This is a genomic window from Clostridium saccharoperbutylacetonicum N1-4(HMT) (genome assembly GCF_000340885.1).
GTDB classification, from domain to species: domain Bacteria; phylum Bacillota; class Clostridia; order Clostridiales; family Clostridiaceae; genus Clostridium; species Clostridium saccharoperbutylacetonicum.
Window position 1 is genome coordinate 2,839,645 of the sequence record NC_020291.1, and the last position, 19,747, is coordinate 2,859,391.

The 19,747-nt window shown below is 26.8% G+C and carries 20 protein-coding genes; 18 read left to right on the forward strand and 2 right to left on the reverse strand.

All coding sequences use genetic code 11. The features are described 5' to 3' along the window. Positions 1-16: 16 nt before the first annotated feature. The 5 genes from rfbA (at position 17) to CSPA_RS12640 (ending at position 3,871) form a co-directional block, all read left to right on the forward strand. Complete coding sequence (gene rfbA, locus CSPA_RS12620) at positions 17-892, forward strand: glucose-1-phosphate thymidylyltransferase RfbA (protein WP_015392667.1); 876 nt, start codon at positions 17-19, stop codon at positions 890-892. A 156-nt stretch (positions 893-1,048) separates the two neighbouring features. After that, positions 1,049-1,279, forward strand: a complete 231-nt coding sequence (locus CSPA_RS12625; RefSeq protein WP_015392668.1) for a hypothetical protein — start codon at positions 1,049-1,051, stop codon at positions 1,277-1,279. Positions 1,280-1,518: 239 nt separating this feature from the next. Beyond that, positions 1,519-2,172, forward strand: a complete 654-nt coding sequence (locus tag CSPA_RS12630) for a sugar transferase (RefSeq protein ID WP_015392669.1) — start codon at positions 1,519-1,521, stop codon at positions 2,170-2,172. Positions 2,173-2,470: 298 nt separating this feature from the next. Beyond that, positions 2,471-3,157 carry a YveK family protein gene (locus tag CSPA_RS12635; protein ID WP_015392670.1) on the forward strand — a complete coding sequence of 229 codons (687 nt, stop codon included), beginning with the start codon at positions 2,471-2,473 and terminating at the stop codon, positions 3,155-3,157. A 15-nt stretch (positions 3,158-3,172) separates the two neighbouring features. Then, positions 3,173-3,871: a CpsD/CapB family tyrosine-protein kinase gene (locus CSPA_RS12640; protein WP_015392671.1), complete on the forward strand. Its 699-nt coding sequence runs from the start codon at positions 3,173-3,175 to the stop codon at positions 3,869-3,871. Positions 3,872-3,973: 102 nt separating this feature from the next. Here CSPA_RS12640 and CSPA_RS12645 read toward each other — a convergent pair whose 3' ends face one another. After that, positions 3,974-4,729, reverse strand: a complete 756-nt coding sequence (locus CSPA_RS12645; protein ID WP_015392672.1) for an SGNH/GDSL hydrolase family protein — start codon at positions 4,727-4,729, stop codon at positions 3,974-3,976. Positions 4,730-4,883: 154 nt separating this feature from the next. On the opposite strand from CSPA_RS12645, the gene CSPA_RS12650 reads away from it, so the two are divergent. The 10 genes from CSPA_RS12650 (at position 4,884) to CSPA_RS12695 (ending at position 16,623) form a co-directional block, all read left to right on the forward strand. Continuing rightward, the gene (locus tag CSPA_RS12650) at positions 4,884-6,179 is read left to right on the forward strand and encodes a tyrosine-protein kinase domain-containing protein (RefSeq protein WP_015392673.1); all 1,296 of its coding nucleotides are present in this window, start codon (positions 4,884-4,886) and stop codon (positions 6,177-6,179) included. A gap of 14 nt (positions 6,180-6,193) precedes the next feature. Beyond that, positions 6,194-7,621: an oligosaccharide flippase family protein gene (locus CSPA_RS12655; protein WP_015392674.1), complete on the forward strand. Its 1,428-nt coding sequence runs from the start codon at positions 6,194-6,196 to the stop codon at positions 7,619-7,621. Then, positions 7,618-8,904: an O-antigen ligase like membrane protein gene (locus tag CSPA_RS12660; RefSeq protein ID WP_015392675.1), complete on the forward strand. Its 1,287-nt coding sequence runs from the start codon at positions 7,618-7,620 to the stop codon at positions 8,902-8,904. Before CSPA_RS12655 ends, CSPA_RS12660 begins: the two co-directional genes overlap by 4 nt. Positions 8,905-8,914: 10 nt before the next feature. Then, positions 8,915-10,015 carry a glycosyltransferase gene (locus tag CSPA_RS12665; protein ID WP_015392676.1) on the forward strand — a complete coding sequence of 367 codons (1,101 nt, stop codon included), beginning with the start codon at positions 8,915-8,917 and terminating at the stop codon, positions 10,013-10,015. A gap of 24 nt (positions 10,016-10,039) precedes the next feature. Next, entirely contained in the window at positions 10,040-10,960 is a 921-nt protein-coding gene (locus CSPA_RS12670) for a glycosyltransferase family 2 protein (RefSeq protein WP_015392677.1), read from the forward strand. A gap of 15 nt (positions 10,961-10,975) precedes the next feature. After that, complete coding sequence (locus CSPA_RS12675) at positions 10,976-12,058, forward strand: acyltransferase family protein (protein ID WP_015392678.1); 1,083 nt, start codon at positions 10,976-10,978, stop codon at positions 12,056-12,058. After that, positions 12,055-13,287 carry a beta 1-4 rhamnosyltransferase Cps2T gene (cps2T, locus tag CSPA_RS12680; RefSeq protein WP_015392679.1) on the forward strand — a complete coding sequence of 411 codons (1,233 nt, stop codon included), beginning with the start codon at positions 12,055-12,057 and terminating at the stop codon, positions 13,285-13,287. The genes CSPA_RS12675 and cps2T overlap by 4 nt, the downstream gene beginning before the upstream one ends. Before the next feature lie 22 nt (positions 13,288-13,309). Beyond that, positions 13,310-14,377 carry a glycoside hydrolase family 99-like domain-containing protein gene (locus CSPA_RS12685; RefSeq protein WP_015392680.1) on the forward strand — a complete coding sequence of 356 codons (1,068 nt, stop codon included), beginning with the start codon at positions 13,310-13,312 and terminating at the stop codon, positions 14,375-14,377. A gap of 277 nt (positions 14,378-14,654) precedes the next feature. After that, a complete protein-coding gene (locus tag CSPA_RS12690; protein WP_015392681.1) occupies positions 14,655-15,950 on the forward strand; it encodes a homoserine dehydrogenase in 1,296 nt (431 codons plus the stop codon). Between the two features lie 517 nt (positions 15,951-16,467). Next, on the forward strand, positions 16,468-16,623 hold the full coding sequence (locus tag CSPA_RS12695) for a zinc-ribbon domain-containing protein (protein WP_015392682.1): 156 nt from the start codon (positions 16,468-16,470) through the stop codon (positions 16,621-16,623). 52 nt (positions 16,624-16,675) lie between these two features. Here the strand turns inward: CSPA_RS12695 and CSPA_RS30100 are convergent, their stop codons facing one another. Next, positions 16,676-16,831, reverse strand: coding sequence for a hypothetical protein (locus CSPA_RS30100; protein ID WP_015392683.1), 156 nt, complete (start codon positions 16,829-16,831; stop codon positions 16,676-16,678). A 213-nt stretch (positions 16,832-17,044) separates the two neighbouring features. Between CSPA_RS30100 and CSPA_RS12700 the strand changes: the two genes are divergently transcribed. From CSPA_RS12700 to CSPA_RS12710, 3 genes are all read left to right on the forward strand, one after another. Beyond that, entirely contained in the window at positions 17,045-17,854 is an 810-nt protein-coding gene (locus CSPA_RS12700) for a hypothetical protein (RefSeq protein WP_015392684.1), read from the forward strand. A gap of 187 nt (positions 17,855-18,041) precedes the next feature. Continuing rightward, positions 18,042-18,659, forward strand: coding sequence for a uridine kinase (gene udk, locus CSPA_RS12705; RefSeq protein ID WP_015392685.1), 618 nt, complete (start codon positions 18,042-18,044; stop codon positions 18,657-18,659). A 339-nt stretch (positions 18,660-18,998) separates the two neighbouring features. Continuing rightward, complete coding sequence (locus CSPA_RS12710; RefSeq protein WP_015392686.1) at positions 18,999-19,619, forward strand: DUF5105 domain-containing protein; 621 nt, start codon at positions 18,999-19,001, stop codon at positions 19,617-19,619. Positions 19,620-19,747: the final 128 nt, after the last annotated feature.

Consider the following 19,747-nt stretch of genomic DNA (forward strand, 5'->3'; position numbering starts at 1 on the left):
AAAGGAGTAGAAATTCATGAAAGGAATTATTTTAGCAGGTGGTTCAGGCACTCGCCTATACCCAGTAACTAAAGCAATGTCAAAACAAATGTTGCCAATATATGATAAACCAATGATTTATTATCCTATGTCGGTTTTAATACTTGCAGGAATAAGAGAGATTTTAATTATATCAACGCCAAGAGATATAAATAATTTTAAAGAATTATTTAAAGATGGACGAGAATTAGGACTAAGTATTAAATATGCAGTACAAGAGAAGCCAAATGGTCTTGCAGAAGCATTTATAATAGGGGAAGAATTTATTAATAATGATAAGGTTGCAATGGTTCTTGGAGATAATATTTTCTATGGTCAGAGTTTTTCAGAGCATTTGAAAAAAGCTGCAAGCTTAGAATGCGGAGCTTATATATTTGGCTATTATGTTAAAAATCCAAAGTCCTTTGGTGTTGTTGAGTTTGATGATACTGGTAAAGTAATTTCTTTAGAGGAAAAGCCAGATAAACCAAAGTCAAAATATGCTGTACCTGGGCTTTATTTTTACGATAATTCAGTAGTTAAAAAGGCTAAGAAACTAAAACCATCCCAAAGAGGAGAACTTGAAATAACTGATTTAAACAGATGTTATATGAAGGAAGGCACCTTAAAGGTAAAATTACTTGGGAGAGGAATGGCCTGGCTTGATACAGGAACTCATACCTCTATGCTTCAAGCAGCAAACTTTGTTGAAGCAGTCCAAAGTACTCAGGGGACTTATATAGCCTGCCTTGAAGAAATAGCTTATAGACAAAGCTGGATAACTTCAGAACAAGTAATCGAACTCGCTAAACCATTAATAAAAACAGGATATGGTAAATACCTAATGGATATAGTTGAAGAAAAGAAATTATGAAGTGATTTTTTGTCTACTTGATAATTGAAGATTATTAATTGGAGCATAGAGATTTAAATATATTATGTTCAATATCAAAAAAATTACTTGGTTAATTATGCACATAATTAAGATATTATCATATATTATCTTTGTAATGCATTAGGAGGGAGAGCAATGATGCCAACAAAAAGCAAGTTGATTTCCAGGTTGATTATATATTCTTTGATTATCTTAATTATGCCTATTTTAGCAATTCAGGTTGATTTTATAAAAAATATAGTATTATGGTTATTTAAGAATAAAACAAATGCATATGAATATTTGCAATTTAGTGGAGCATTCTTAGGAGTAATAGGAGCTGTTGGGGGAACTACCCTTTTAATTGATAAAGAAAAAAAATTATAAAATAGGCACAGATAAAGTAGTAGTTCTAATTTGTAAAATTTTTATATTATTTTAGAATAGTTACTGCAATTATAAAAAGAGGAAAGTATCTGAATATAGATTCAAAGGAGTTGTATTTAGATACTTAATTAAATTAAAATCATAAAATCGTAAAAACACAAATATATTTTAATGTTATTGATTTTATATAGGCTAACAGGCCAATATATATTTTATCAATTAATTTATGGAGGAAATTAATGCAGGAATTAAATATGAAAACAGGAGAGTTTGTAAATCAAAATCAGAAAAAATTTTATGAATTCACAAAAAGATTAATAGATATAATTTCATCGATATGCGGACTTATAATATTATTTCCCATATTAATTATAGTTGCAATTGCAATAAAAATAGAATCCAAAGGACCAGTTATTTTTTCTCAAGAGAGGATTGGAGTAAATGGGAGAAAGTTTAAAATGTACAAATTCCGATCAATGATAGTAGATGCAGAGAAATATAAAGAAAAACTATTGAAGCAAAATGAAATGAATGGTCCAATGTTTAAAATTAAAAATGACCCAAGGGTAACTAGGATAGGTAAATTTATAAGACGTACAAGCATAGATGAATTGCCTCAACTATTAAACATATTAAAAGGTGATATGAGTTTAGTTGGGCCAAGACCATCCTTACCAAAAGAAGTTGAAAAGTTTTCACCATGGATGTTAGAAAGACTAAAAGTTAAGCCAGGGTTAACTTGTTATTGGCAAATATCAGGAAGGAATGATATTCAATTTGAAGATTGGATGAAACTTGATATAAAATATGTGAAAGAAAGAGGAACATTATTAGATATTAAGCTAGTAATAAGAACATTTTTTGTGTTGTTTGGTGATGAACATGCTAGCTAGACTTGAAATTTATTTATTAATAACGCATTGGCAAGAAGCAAAATAATAGTTCTGTAAGGTAGATTTAATTAATAAATACTATATCAATTTAGTTTACAACAAAAAATAAAAGAGCTTTTTAAAAAGAAATAATCATAATCAAACTTTAGATGGAGCTGTTTCACTAAATATTAGTGTACAGCTCATTTTTGTGGATGAGCTTAAAGAATATAATTTAATGCATGTCTTAATACTCTTCTAAAATATTAAATATGTAAATATATTTAATATATAACAAATAAAGCTGGAGGCATATTTAATGAATGATATCACAGAAATAGAATTAAGACTTCAAGATATACTTGAAATATTAAAAAGAAAATGGAAATTAGTTATTGCAGTGGCATCAATTACTACTATAATCACTGCATTGGTAAATTTCTTTTTGATTACGCCAATTTTTCAGGTGAATTCTAAAGTTTTTATAGGCAAAGAAGAAAATATTAATTCAAAATACGATAATAGTGATGTCCAAATGTATCAAAAATTATTGAAAACATATTCTGAGTTAATGAAAACTAAGGATTTGATTGAAGATTCAATTAATAAAAATAATTTAAACATATCAGCTGATGAAGTTATTGATAATTTAAAAGTCACTCCTATGACTGATACTCAGATTTTACAAGTTAGTTATGAAAATAAGGATAAAGTATTAGCAAGAGAAGTATTAGTTTCCATAATAGATGAATTTATGTTAGAAAGTAAAACAATTATACAAAATGGAAATGTTAAGGTTATAGAAAGTGCGGAATTACCAGAAAAACCAATAAGTCCACAAAAAGCCTTGAATGTAGCAATAGCATTTATTATTGGGTTCATGGTTGGAGCTTCATTAGCATTGATCAAAGAATATGTTGATGATACCGTAAAAACAAAAGAACAAACTGAAAATGTAATGGGACTTCCAGTAATAGGTATGATACCTTGCGAAGAAAACAATTAAAAGGAGAATTAGGAAATGTTAATAGTTGAAGCTAAACCAAATTCAATTGAAGCAGAAGCTTATAGGACTTTAAGAACTAATATTCAATATTCTTCGATTGATAAAGAAATTAAGAGCATAGTAGTTACAAGTGTAAATCCAAATGAAGGAAAATCAACGATAGTTGGGAATCTTGGATTGTCATTTTCACAGAATGAGAAGAAAGTAATTGTTATTGACTGTGATTTGAAAAAACCTTCTATGCATACGAAATTTGGAGTGTCAAATTTAATTGGACTTTCAGATGTATTAATAGGAAATAAAACGTTAGAAAATGCAATCCAAAAATATAACTCTAATTTTCATATTTTAACTAGTGGAAAAATACCTCCAAATTCAGCTGAGATGATTAATTCAGTAGCAATGAATAATTTGCTAGAAGGTATCAAAATGAAATATGATGTTATGATAATAGATAGTCCGCCTTTAGGGGCTTTCACAGATGGTCAAATTTTAGCAGCTAAAGCAGATGGGGTGATACTTGTAGTAGAAGAGGGAAAAACAAAAATTGAAGCAGTTAAAGAAGGGAAAAATCTTTTGGATAAAGTTGGAGCTAGTATTATTGGAATAGTTATAAATAAAATGAGTAGTGACAAAAAGAAAGATTATTATTACTATGAGACAAATGAAACTAAAAACATAACAAAATCTGAAACTTGGCAGAAAAAAATTTAAATATAAGTATTAAAAGTGGCTGATGTAAAATTGTGAATACCAATTTGCACCAGCCTTTTGCTTTTTAAGGAAAATATTTCAAGTATCAATTTTAAAGTGATTTTATTTAAGATTAGAAACTTCTTTTATTATGGCATCGTTTATTGATACAGCATATAAATTATAGCCATTATCATTTGGAAAATCATTTGTAGATAGTGTGGCCATTTCTACCTTAGAAGTTTTAAATTGATCCAACATATCAATGCATTTCAAATTATAATCAGAATTCAAGTTTTCTATTTCATGTCTATAATCACTACTTTCAGGTAACGTGCTAGGAATTATGGTAAGTATTGTGCAAGCTGGATTTTTGCTTTTCAAAGCTTCTATTAGGTCAGAATAATTTTTTTGAAAAGTTGATAATGGGATTTTATTAGTAGAGTCATTTTTTCCAAAGCAAATTATTATTAAATCAAAGTTTTCTAAGTTTGGATTTGAAGTTACTATTTTTTCACCTTCGAGGATTGTATCTCCTGATTGTGCTAAGGACTCTAGATATACTTTGTTTTTAAAAGAAGCTTCAATATAAGATACTAATAAATTACTCCAACCAGGATGAGCATCTGATTTTCCTTTGCTAAGGGCTAAATCATCTCCCAGAAGAAGAATGTTAATATTTTGTCTGTTTTTTAACTTTTTATATAGGATTAAATTATTTTTAACCTCAAAGGATGTTTTATTGTTTAGCCAATTATCGTAATCACTTTTATCGTGTGCATTCATAATATTGCTTTTTGAAATACCTAAAATTAAAGAAATTAATAACACTATCAGAAGTAAAAATGCCAAGCATATAGAAAGTACTTTTTTTTTCAAATTTATATCACCTCCTAGAAAAATATATGTTTTTAATAGTCATAAATATAACAATATTTTAATAAAAATAAAGTGATAACAGAAAATGTTAAGAAGTAAGTGCTGAGTAATACAATACGTCAGAGTCATAATAATTACAAAGGAGCGTAGAAGAGTGGGAGAAAGTTCAAGTATAAAAGAAATATTAAGCGTATTAAAAAAGAGGTGGGAAATTATCATTATAATTGCTCTTACTGTTACAATAATGGCAGTAATTTTAAGCTTTTATATAATTTCTCCTACCTATGAGGCAAATACTAAAATATTTATGAGACAAGAAAATAAAAGTAATAATGATAATAATGATGAATCTCAAATAAATAAAAATTTGATAAAAACATATTCAGAATTAATACAAACTAATGATTTTATAGATAAAATCATTAGAGAAAATAATTTTGATATAAATTCGGAAGATATACTTAAGGAGTTATCAGTTATTCCTAATGTAGAAACTCAAATATTAGAAGTAAAGCTTAGGGGAAGGGATAAATATTTTACCGAAAAAATTTTAGAGAGTATATGTACTGAATTTGTTAAAGAATCTAAAAAAATAAATCCGTATAGTAATGCAAAAATTATTGAAAGTGTGAAATTGCCAAAGTGGAAGAAAAGTCCTAATGAAGCAACAAATATTGGAATAGGATCTGTATTAGGCGTTATGTTAGGAATATTATTTGTTATTTTGCTTGAAAACTTTAATACAAGAATAAGTAATAAAGGACAGTTAGAAAAAGCAATTTCTGTACCTGTAATTGGCTGTATACCAGCACAAAAAAATAATGGGAGAGGAAGTAGGTACAGAGTTTTGACTTTTGAAAATAATCCTAATTCGGTACAAGCAGAAGCTTATAGACAACTTAGAAATAATATAAGTTATTCCTTTGATAAAGAAGCATTTAGTATAATTTCGATAATAAGTCCTGATAGTAATACTGGAAAATCTACTGTGGCAAGTAATATTGCATTAGCTTTTTCTGAAGTTAGCAAAAATGTGATAATAGTTGATTGTAATTTAAGAAATCCAACTTTGCATAAAATATTTAATATATCAAATATGCAAGGGCTTTCAGATGTATTTGTAGGAAGAGAGAAGGTGGAAAATGTTATAAGAGAATATTGTAATAACATATCTGTTTTACCCTGGGGAAAGGTTCTAATTAATTCATCTGAAATATTAGAATCTAATAAAATAGATGAAGTTTTAGAACATTTAAAAAGCAATTATGACCTGGTTATTATAGATACTGCAGCAATTCAAAACTTTACAGATACTCATCTTTTATCAAGTAAAGTGGATGGAAATATTTTTGTAGTTAAAGAAGATAAAACAAGGATTGAAGAAGTGATAGACTCTAAGAAAATACTTGATAAGGTTGGTGCTAAAGTAATAGGTACAGTACTTAATTAATGAGGATACTTAATATGAAGATAGTAGAAAATTATATTTACAACACACTATATCAAATTTTAATTTTAATGACTCCTTTTATAACCTTGCCTTATGTAACCAGAATATTTAGCCCATTGGATTTAGGAATAAATTCTTACACTGTTTCAATAGTAAATTACTTTATGTTTTTTGGAACATTAGGAATAGCATTATATGGGAATAGGGAAATTGCTTATGTTAGAGATGATGAAACAAAGTTAAGAGAAACTTTTTGGGCATTGCTTTTAATTCAACTTTTAGGAAGTTTTACTACATTAATTATTTATTATTTTATTGTATTGATTTATGTTAGTGAAAATGAAATTATATATATTATTCAAGGAGTAAACATATTATCAATTATGATAGATATATCATGGCTGTTTATGGGACTTGAAGAGTTTAAGAAAATTTCATTGAGAAACACTATAGTTAAGGTAATTGGAGTAATTAGTATATTTTTATTAGTAAAGAGCTCAAAGGATTTATTAATATATATATCACTGAATGTTTTTATTAATGTTTCAGTATCTTTGATAATGTGGTTTAGTATTCCTCAAAGGATTAGAAAAATAAAGATTAGCATACTGACAATAAAGAGAAACCTAAAGCATCTTGTTATACTTTTCATTCCTCAAATATTTATTCAAGTATATGCTTCATTGGATAGAGTACTGGTTGGATTATTATCAACTATGGATCAAGTTAGTTTTTATGACTATTCTCAAAAGATAATTCGTATAATTTTAGCTTTAATAACTTCATTGGGAGTTGTATTTATTTCGCGTATTTCTAATATGAGCGGTAATGGAAAAATTGATGATATAAAACTTGTAATAGAAAAGGAATTTGAAATTATAGCCTATGTAGCTAGTCCTATAGCTTTTGGTTTAATGGCAACTTCAAATAATTTGATTCCATTGATATTTGGAGAAAACTATTCATATGTTGCTAAGTTAACGTCATTCAGTTCAGTAATAGTAATTGCTGTAAGTTTGGCAAATGTTATCGGGATTCAGTATTTAGTAGGAACAAAGCAGGAAAACAAGTATTCTGTTGCAATAGTTGTTTCAGCAATTGTGGATTTTGCCATTAATATTATTCTAATAGGGAAATTAGGTGCAGCTGGAGCAGTAGTAGCAGTAGTGGTAGCAGAATTTGTTGGCATAATAATTCAATTAGTATTGGTAAGAAAACAGCTTCCAATTGTTAAGATGCTGAGAAAAGTAATTAAATACTTTTTAGGTTCTATAACTATGTTCGTTATAATCATTCCAATAGGTATATTAATTAGTAATAAAATAATATCTATTTTAATTCAAATACTTATAGGGAGTATAGTTTATATTTCTATAATGTTTTTAAGTAAAGATGAAACTCAAAAGCAAATTTTAGAAGGAGTAATAAAAATTTTTAAATGAAAAATATAGTGGTTTATATACTTATATTTATCGCATTGCTAGAAGTTAAATTTTTTTATGTAGTTTCTTTACCATCGATATTAAATACATTTAATACCTATAATAATAAGATGTTAATTTTACTATTTGTAATAATTGGTGTGATTTTTGAATTTCTACATGAATTAAAATTCAAAATTAAAAAAAGAGTCTTTAATATAGAGGTAATTTCATTTTTCATTATATATATAATTCAAGTTTTCATTAGCTGTGTTAAATATGATCAAGACTTTACTGAAGTATTTAAAGCAAGTTACTTTTTTCTTATACCTTTATTATATTATGTTCTTGGGTATTTTTTAGAAAGTGAGATAAAATACAAAAAACTTATTAAGATTATTGTTTTATTTTCTAGTGTATTATCATTTTTGTTTATTGTTCAAGCTATTATTTATGAAAATTTTGGGATTATCTTTTTAAGATTAGAGGAACTTTCAGGAAACAGATTCCTTATGAGGAATGATAGAATCAGGCTTATACAGCCTGCATTAATAATCAGTTTTTCTATTATTTTGTCTTGGGCTGAATTATTAAAGTTAGAAAAAAGGAATAATAAAATATTACATTTTTATAATATTATTTTGGGATTAATTTACTTGATTTTAGTTTGCCAAACTAGAATGCTTACTTTAAGTATTTTAGTCTCAATGACAACAATAATCTTAGTTAAAAGAAAAGGAAATCTTAAACAAATAGCCTTAATCATATTACTAGCAATATTGATGCTGGTTATCTATAATCTAGATTTCACTAAAAGCTTCATTAAAGAATTTAACTTGGACAGTTCAACAGGAAGTGTGTATGCAAGGCAGGAAGGGTTAGATTATTATTTAAAGAAAATTGAGGATAATCCAATTAGCCCTGTTGGACTATTAAATGAAGGTGATGGAATAGAAGTTCATAATTTGGAAAGATCCTATATATTGCATGGAAAGCAAGGATATTTATTTGTTTCTGATGTAGGAATAGTTGGATTAACCGCAACTTTAGGGATTGCGGGAAGCATATGGTTTGTTTTTTTTATAGTAAAATTACTAAGAATTCTTATTTATATAAGAAAAAATAATAAACTAGAGGATTTCCTTGAGTTAGTTGGAATTGCTGCATTCATTTTAGTAAATATATTTACTTTGATTATAACTGATATGGAAAGAATAATGAGTTTGCCAGTGGCTTTAGCTATTTTTGAATATTCATATATTAGCTGTAACGGAAAATTTACAAAGTTGAATAATTTTAGTTAGGAGTAAGTTAATGAAAAGCATATTATATATATCCTTAGCAGATTGGTATTGGATAAAGCAAAGACCACAACACCTATGTGAAGCTATGAGTAAATTAAATTATGAAGTAGATTATTTTTGTAAGAAGGCGTGGAGTAGAGTTGGAAGGTGTCAGCAGCAATCTTATGGTGCAGCTAATGTTAATGTACTTAGACAAACAAGATTTCCCTTTGAATCAAAATCTAGAATGATTGAAAAGATTAACAATATAATTATAAAAAGAAGAATTAAAAGTATATTAAAAAAGAAATACTCATTTGTTATAGTGACATATCCTAACCAAATAAAATGTTTAACTGAAAATATAATTAAAGAAAATAGAATAATATATGATTGTATGGATAATTATAAGGAACTGTTTAAGAATAATAAGTATTCAGAAGATTTAGGAGTAATGGAAGAAAAGGTACTTAGTATAGCTGAAAAAGTAGTTGTATCTAGTGAACAAATTAAGAAAAATTTAATTTATGAATATAAAGCAGAAGCTAAAAAGATTAAAGTGATTAATAATGGAGTTGATATTAATAATTTTAATTTGTTTGTTAATAGAACAAATATTGTTTTTAATAATAACAAACAAAAGGTTGGTTATATAGGAACGGTTGGTAATTGGGTTGATATAGAGTTAATAAAGTTTGCTGGCTCTAATAGACCTGAGGTAAATTTTTATATTATTGGACCTATACTTAAGGAGTGCCCAATATATGAGGAGACTAGAAAATTTAAAAATATCCATTTAACAGGTACAAAGGATTATAGAGAAATTCCGGCTATATTAAAAGAATTAGATGTAGCTATAATCCCTTTTAAATTAAACAAGCTAATAGAATGTGTTAACCCAGTTAAAGTTTATGAATATCTAGCAATGAACAAACCAGTTGTAGCAGTTAAGTATAAAGAGACAGAGCACTTTAAGGATTTAATTTATTTATATTCCAGCAAGGAAGAGTTTTTAGAAAAATTGAATAAAGCCTTATCAGAAAAAACTATAGATACGTCGAGACGAGAATATGCCTTGAAGAATTCTTGGGAAATACGTGGAAAAGAATTTATAGAATTTATTAATGAGTAATTGAGTAATGATGGGATAGATTTAATGGAAAAAACAGTATATATCATCGTATTAAATTACAATAATTATAAGGATACTATTGAATGTATCAAGAGTTTAGAAGCTCTGAATTACCATAATTATAAAATTGTAATTATTGATAATAAATCCACTGATGATTCAAACATTATTTTAAAAGAAAAGTATTCTAGTAAATATAAGTATATTGAAAATAGCAGTAATTTAGGATATGGAGCTGGGAATAATGTAGGTATTAATTATGCTTTAAATAATAATGCAGATTATATATGTATATTAAATAATGACACAATTGTTAAAGCTGATTTTTTGATAAAATTAGTTAATTATATGGAATATAACTTGAAATGTGGAATAGTTGGACCAGTTTTATTAGAGCATTCTAATCCTAAAAAAGTTCAATCTTCAGGAGCAGTTATTAATTTATTGCAAGGCGATATGTCGTGTATAAATTATAATAAAGATATTGGAGAATTAGAAGAAGAAATAATTAAATGTGATTATGTTGGAGGGGCTTGTATTGTAATTAGGAGAAAAGTAATAGAAGAAATTGGATTAATACCTGAAGAATATTTTTTGTTTTATGAAGAAACTGAATGGTGTTATAAAGCTAAAAAATTTGGATATGACATAATATGCTTTACTCCAGCACAAATTTTTCATAAAGGTTCAGTCACTATAAATACAATAAATGAATTAAGTGAATATCTTCTAAATAGAAATAAAATATTATTTGAAAAGCGAAATGCTTCTTTTATCATATTGATATTATTTTATATATATCTAATCATGGAAACTTTATTTAATATAATAACAAAAAAGCAAGGGGGAAAAATCATAAAATATTATTTTCATGGACTATTTAATCTTATTGATGATAAATATCCCTTTATATATATCCCTTCAAAAAAGAAATCTAAAAAGTGAAGAGAGATCAAAGCTATGAATAAGGATTTTACTGTTGAACATACGAATTATTGCAAAGGAATTGCTATAATATTAATGGTTATACATCACTTATATTGGAATTCGCCGGGCTATGGAATATATATTGGACAAGTTACGTTATCACAAAGAATAGCAGCAATAGGAAAAGTTTGTGTAAGTATATTTTTATTACTTAGTGGGTTTGGATTAGCTAAAACTTTAAAGGGTAAATTGGAGATAAAGCATTTTTATTTTGAAAGATTATTAAAATTATATTTGAATTATACATTTATAGTAATTACATCAATTATAATATCTTTAGTGTTTTTTAGAGAAGAATATTCAAATTTAGTTGGTAGTGGTTTAAAAGAAGTAATATTAATTATTTTAAACTTATCCGGGTTACAATATTTTATTGGCTATCAAGGACTTAACGGTGCTTGGTGGTTTATGTCAGTAATACTGGTATTTTACTTATTATTTCCGTTTATCAAAATACTTATAGAGAAATATAAAATTAAATTTGTTGTGTTATTTTTTATTATTTCTTGCCTTGATATAGTTCAATTTCAACATATTAAAATAGTTACAATTATTTCTTGGGGATTTCCTTTTGTTTTAGGAATATATCTTGCAATGAATAATATATTTATAAAAATATATGAATATATTATTAGTAAAAGGAAAGGTGCAAAAAAACTTATATTAATATTCATATTAATTATTTCGTTAATTGTAAAGCAAAATATGGATCCTCAAAGTTTTATAGGAATAAAATTTGATTACTTTTTGGCCTTTATTATTGTTTTGAGTATATATATTTTTTATCAAAACATAATTATTGGTAAAAAAATAATATGTTTTTTAGGTAAAAAATCTAGTGACATATACTATCTTCATATGTTTATTTCATACTACTATTTATATGATTTAATTTATAGCATGAATAATATATTTTTTATGATAATTAGTGTAATTGCTTTTAGCTTAATTTGGAGTTTAGTACTAGAAATTATAAGGAAAATTATTAAATGGGATGAAGTTATTTTGTATTGTTGTAGGTATGTTAAAAAAGTAAAAGGGGAGACTTGGGAATGAGAGAAGTGTTTATCTTGGGATCAAAGGGGATTCCAGCAAGATATGGTGGCTTTGAAACTTTTGTAGAAAAACTTACTGAATATAGGGAAAATGAATTTATACATTATAATGTAGCTTGTATAAATGACAATTATCTATTACCTCTACATAATGGTGCAAAATGTTTCAAAATTAAGGTTCCCAATATAGGAGCTGCAAAAGCAATATATTATGATATAAAGGCACTAGATAATTTTATTAACTATATAAAAAATAACAATATAAAAGAACCAATAATATATATATTGGCATGTAGAATCGGTCCTTTTATTGGATTTTATAAATGGAGAATTAGAAAATTGGGTATAAAGCTCTTTGTAAACCCTGATGGGCAAGAGTGGAAAAGAAAGAAATGGGGATATTTTACGAGAAAGTATTGGAAATTATCTGAAAAGCTTATGGTTAAACAGGCAGATTTGTTAATATGTGATTCAAAAAATATTGAGAATTATATAAAAGCTGAGTATAAAAAAAACAATCCTAAAACAATGTACATTGCATATGGAGCTAAAGTTAATTTTGAAAAAAAATGTATTGATAAGGATTTAAATGGTTGGTATGAAAAAATGCAGATAAAAAGTAATGAATATTATTTAGTAGTAGGAAGATTTGTACCTGAAAATAACTATAATATTATAATATCAGAGTTTATGAAATCTTGTACCAATAAAAGCCTTGTTCTGATAAGCGATATAAAATACAACACATTTTATAAAAAGTTATGCAGAAATACAAATTTTGAAAGAGATACAAGGGTTAAATTTGTTGGAACTTTATACAATGATAAATTATTGAGAAAAATTAGAATTAATGCATATGGATATTTACATGGGCATGAAGTTGGCGGGACTAATCCTTCACTATTAGAAGCTTTAGCCACAACAAAATTAAACATATTATTGGATGTAAGCTTTAATAAAGAAGTAGCAAAGGATGCAGGGATATATTTTAATAAAGAGCCAGGGAATTTAGTTAGTATTATAAATAATTTAGAAAATGTTGATAAAGCATATTTAGAAAATATGTCAATTAAGGCAAAAAGAATTATTGAGGAAAATTATACCTGGAAGCAGATTGTAGAAAAATATGAAACACTATTTTTAGAATATTCGTTAGAGACAAATAGTTATGATGTTGTTGAAAATAATTTGAGATTTAGAAATATAGAACTAAAAAATACGCATTTCTAAAAGAATATAAGGAGTAGGTGTAATGAATCCTAAAATAATAGCATTCTATCTACCACAATTTCATTGTATAGAGGAGAATAATAAGTGGTGGGGAAATGGATTTACAGAATGGACAAATACTAAAAAAGCTAAACCACTATACAAAGGCCATAATCAACCCAAAGAACCATTGAATAATAGATATTATTGCTTATTAGATAAAAAGATGCAAGAATGGCAATGTAATTTAGCTGAGAAATATGGGATTTATGGTTTTTGCTATTATCATTATTGGTTTTCAGGGAAAAAGCTATTACAAAAACCTATGGAGAATATGTTGAACAACAAGAATATTGAATTCCCCTTTTGTATATCATGGGCTAATGAACCGTGGACGAGAAATTGGGATGGTAGAGATAAAGAAATATTAATGTCACAAGAATATGGAGAAGAAGAAGAGTGGGAAAAACATCTTCAATATCTATTGCCATTTTTTAAGGATGTAAGGTATATTAAAAAAGATAATAAACCTATTTTTATATTATATAGGGCTTGTCATATTAAAAAATGTTATGAGATGGTAGAATATTGGGAAAAAAGACTTACTCAATACGGTTTTAATGGTATTTATATAATCGAAACTTTAACAGGACATCAAAAAGCTTTTTGTTTAAATAATTCTAGTGCTCAGTTAGAAATGGAACCAATGCACACCATAAGATATCATTTACCATTGTGGAAACAAGGAATAAGATTTATTATAAAGAAACTTAACAAAAATGGTATCAGTGTATATGATAAAATTTCATATTCATTGATATGGAATAGAATAATTAATAAAAATAGATCATATAAAAAGACAACCTATTTAGGGGGATTTGTGGATTGGGATAATAGTCCAAGATGGGGAAGAAGAGCAATGATTGTAACAGGAGCCAATCCAGCTAAATTTAGAAAATATTTTAGTATTCAGTATAATCTCAGTAAGCAGGTTAATAATGAGTATCTTTTTATTAATGCCTGGAATGAGTGGGGAGAAGGGACTTTTTTAGAACCAGATAAAAAGTATAAATATAAATATTTAGAAGCTATTAGGAAAGTTATAGGATGAAAACAGTAGTGGAATTTTAAATTATACTAATGTGAGGGACTGGAGTAAACAAAAACAATGTAAGAAAGTTGGGAGAGAAAATGGCAAAATTTATATTAATATATTGTTTAATAGTACTTGTTATATTATGGTTTTTCCATGGAGCACATAAGAAATGGTGATTTATTGTTTAAATTATAGTGTATTGAATAAAAAAATATAGCCAAAAATTAATATAGGAATTATAATAAATAGGTATACTATTGTTAACAATAGATATAACAAAGGGGGGCACAAAATGAAAAAAGTTAAAATAGCACTACTAGGATTGGGGAATGTTGGTCGTGGTGTTTGGATGATTTTGAATTCTAATAAAGAAGAAATCATGAAAAGATGCGGATATGAAGTTGAAGTTGTAAAAGTTCTTGTAAGAGATAAAAATAAACCAAGAGGTGTAGAGATTCCAAATGAACTTGTAACCACAAATTTTGACGAAATTTTAAATGATGAAAGTATTAAAATTGTTGTTGAAGTTATGGGGGGAATGGAGCCTGCTAGAGAATATATGCTTAAATGTATGGATAAGAAAAAGCATATCGTAACTGCAAATAAAATGCTGCTTGCAACTGGTGGAGATGAACTTTTTGAAAAAGCAGATGATAAAGGTATAATGTTTAATTATGAGGCTAGTGTGGCAGGAGGAATTCCGATTATTAAAGGAATTGATGAAAGCTTAACTGCTAATAAAATAGAAACACTTTATGGAATTGTAAATGGTACAACAAATTATATTTTAAGTAAAATGGAACTTGAAGGTGCTGATTTCGATGATGTATTAAAGGAAGCACAAGACAAGGGTTATGCAGAAGCAGACCCAACATCAGATATTGAAGGATATGATGCTCAATATAAATTAGCAATACTTGCATCATTAGCCTTTGGATCAAAAATTGATGTAAATAATGTATATAGAGAAGGTATTACTAATATTAAAGCTGTAGATATGAAGTATGCAAAAGAATTTAAGATGGGAATCAAACTACTTGCTATTGCAAAGGAAGTTGAAGGAAAGGTAGAACTTAGAGTTCATCCAACAATGATTCCTAAAAAACACCCACTTTCAAATGTTTATGATTCATATAATGCTGTATTTATAAGAGGTAATGCTGTTGGAGATTTAATGTTTTATGGAAGAGGTGCAGGTGATCTCCCAACAGGTAGTGCTGTAGTAAGCGATATTGTATCGATAGTAAGAAGTAATGTTGAAACAGAAAACTCTAATCCAGTAGTTAAGAATAACTTATGGAAAAGAGAAATTTTAGAGTTAGGTAATATCAAAAGCAAGTATTATATTAGAGCAACAGTATTAGATGAATCTGGTGTTTTAGGAGAAATAACTGCTATTCTTGGAAAGCATAATGTAAGTATACGTTCAGTAATTCAAAAAGGTGATGAAGAGGATGGGCAAGTAACTATTGTATTAGTGACCCATAAAACTTTTGAAAATAAGATTGAAAGTGCAATAAAAGAAATTAAAGATTTAAAATCAGTTCATAATATAGATAATATAATAAGAATTGAGGATTTTAAATAATTTGAGTAGTAAATAGAACAAACACTATCATCAAAAGTGAAAATAAAAAATCTTAAGAGTAAATATTGAGTTTTGATGAAAAATTTGTTAGAATAGATTTAGATAAGAGATAACGGGGTCTCAAAGTATGGCCTCATTATCTCTTTTTTGTTTTATACGAATGTTGGAATTCCTATTAAGCCCCCAAAAGGTGTATTTCTAAGTGATAAAGGTTGCCTTGCCATGGTAAATCTGATCATTTATATAATATAGTTTCCACATATTAATACTATATTATTGTTGAGATATTACCTTTTAATAATATATGTACCACTGTATTTGGATAGCTTCAAAATACAGTGGTTTTTTATGTTTATAATGTATCAGTTTAACAAAATAAATATTGTAATTTAAAATAGCATATGTTATAATAAAGTAGTTCTGAGAAGAGCATATATTATACAAGATTTATTTATTTTAAAATTTCTCCATACGAGAAAGATTATTTAACTAAGTCTTAAAATTGGAGGAATTGAAAATGGAAGATAAAACATTAGTATGTAAAGATTGTGGAAAAGAATTTATATTCACAGTTGGAGAACAAGAATTCTACAAAGAAAAAGGTTTTGAAAACGAACCAGTAAGATGTGCTGATTGTAGAAGAGCTAGAAAGCAACAAAACAACAGAAGATAATTTCTGTTTGCAAATTAAGCTATAAGATTTATTCTTATAGCTTTTTTATATTTTAATAATTAATATGATCACTTCTAAAGCCTTCTCGTTTGACTGAATGTTTCTTTCTATTTGGGTTGTGATTGTTATTTTCTTCAGTTATTGGAGTTTGATAATTACATTTCTCCATTCTTGCTTGTTTGTTATCTGGTTGACTATCTTTTGTCATAATACTGATCTCCTTTAAAATAAATTTATATAATAGTTTTTTGCTTTTTGAACTAAAAATATTCATTTTTATATTAATCTTTGATGGGAAATATACAATATGATAAAGAATTAATGAGAAAAAAATAGAAATATATGGAACTATTATGCTTGATATTATTCACTGCTTATTGTAAAATTAAGGAAAAGAATGCAACATAAGGAGGTTGTTAGCGTGAGGGGGCATAATAGAAAGAGCATAAAAAGTGACAGAAGAATAAATAAGAAAAATGAAATATTGATGATAGAAAAGATTTTTTCCTATAACCCAAAGTTGTTAAAAGGTATTGAGGTGTATAAAGACGCAAATAGAAATTTCATACTTTTAATATTCCTTGGCGCCTTGCTAATTAATTTTCCTATAATTTCAATACCATGCTGTACATTGGCTATATTTTACATTATAAAAATGTTACAGTATATTAAATATAATAGTATAAACAATGTAGTGAAAATTTTAGCTAAAGATTTAGCTTTTAAAGGAATATATGATAGAGAAAAAGTTGAGGATATGCTTTATGATTTTAGGGCTAAATATGGGGAGGATGTTAATGAATATATAGAATTAGTAGATATGTTAAGAAAATATGATTCTTTTATAAATAAGATAGATAGTGTATTAAAAAACATTAACATTAAGGAACAAGAACGTTATGAAGACAATTTGAATATATCAGATAAAAGTAATGCATTTTTATCTGAGAGAATAAAAAATATGCAAAATCATAAGAAAACTCTATTTATAAGTAGGAGATCATATAATACATGCAATGAATTAAATAATCAATTACCTGTATTTTATGAAAAAGAAGATGGTCAAATAAAGATGGTAAGTAAAGCGATAGATTTTTTTGATAATGAAGATAGTAATTGTTACAATAAAGAAAATGCAATTGTGCTGAAAGATACTAATAAAGAAAATAAAAATCTCACTGTGTACTTATATAAAAAAAGCTCACCAATCTTTGAAAAAAATGCATTATGATAAATTGATTTAAAATAAATTAAATCAACTCTTGTTATTTATTGAAGCCTTGAGGATTTTAATACTAAATAGGAGTTGTGTTTTTTTTTGTTTTATAATAAAATCTAATAGGCAAGTAAATAGAGTTTGTTTTAAATTTATGTTATTAATATATATTATTATGTATTAAGTTAAGATGGAGGAAGATATGCAAGACGTAATGGTAATAGGTATCGCTGGAGGAAGCGGGTCTGGAAAAACTACTTTGGCTCAAAATATTAAGGAAGTTTTTAATGATGAAATTGTGATTCTTTGTCATGATTATTATTATAAGTCAAATGAAGGTATTCCGTTTGAAGAAAGAAAAAAGCTAAATTATGATCATCCTGACTCTTTTGATACTGACCTTTTAATTGAACAGTTAAAAAAATTAAAGGAAAATAAAGTGATACATCATCCTGTTTATTCATTTGTTGAACATACAAGAATGAATGAAACTATTGAGGTTAAACCTGCAAAGGTTATTATTGTTGAAGGAATATTAATTTTTGAAAACAAGGAGCTTTGTGATTTAATGGACATAAAGGTTTTTGTTGATACAGATGGAGATGTACGTATAATAAGAAGGCTATTAAGAGATGTTCAAGAAAGAGGAAGAGATCTAGACTCTGTTATAAATCAGTATTTAAGTACTGTTAAACCAATGCATGAAGAATTTGTTGATCCAAGCAAAAGGAGAGCAGACATAATAATTCCAGAAGGTGGAGAAAATACCGTAGCGTTAGAAATGCTTTTAGAGAGAATAAAAAATTTTATTAAATATTAATTGATTTGTACATATGGGCAAGCTTGTTAAAATAAAGTCTTGTGAATATATTAAGGCCTGTTGTGTTTATACGCAGCAGGCCTTTTGTGATTCGTAATTTGATTTTTTACGAAAAATATTATTGTTAAATTTAAAAATATACAGCAAAGTAGAAAAAAATATCTATCAATAATGTCTATATTTAGCACTAAAATTCTAAAATGCATGAAAATGGTTAAAAAACAGTGAATTTCTCAGCAAATACAAGATTATTTATGAAAAATAAGGAAATGTGATTTGCCATAATCTAGAATGTAAGTTAAAATTATAGAGGTTAAAATTATTTAGGGGGTAAATAAAATGAAAAATTTTAAAAAAGTTTTTTCAGTCGTTTTAGTTTCTTTAATGGCTGTAATGGTATTAGTTTCTTGTGGTCCAAAAGTATCACCTGAAGACACTACTAAAATTTTCTTAGATGTAGTTTTAAAGGATGATAAGACTAATATGGACAAAATCGGTATAAAGGAAAAAGATTATACTGACTTTAAGAAAGAAGAAGATACAGCTATTGATGAAAGTTTTAAAGCTTCAGGAATGGACAGCAGTATATTAACAGATGATGTTAAGGCTACTTTGAAAAGCAATATATTAAAGGGACTTTCTACATTAACTTATGAAGTAACACCAGTTTCTTCTGAAGGTAATAAAGCAACAGTTACTGTAAAAATAAAACCTTTTGATATGGAGAAGATTGTTAAAGATGGACAAAGCAAAATTATGGAAAAGGTTTTAGCAAATCCATCTATGTCAGAAAAAGAAATTTATCAAGAAGCATTTAAGATTATTGGTGAAGCAATTGCAGCAGGAACAGTAAAAGATCAACCTAAGTCTGTTACAATATCACTAACAAAAGAAGGTAATCTTTGGGTGCCAAGTGAAGATGATGTAAAAAATATTATGACAACAGTAATGGCAGGATAATAAATAGAACTATAATGTGTGTCCTAAAGTAATTTTGTGTATTACTTTAGGACTTTTTTGTTTTGTTATAAAAAAATGGATAGACAAGGTGAAAAGTTGGAAAGTTTAAAATAAAATGTTAATATAGA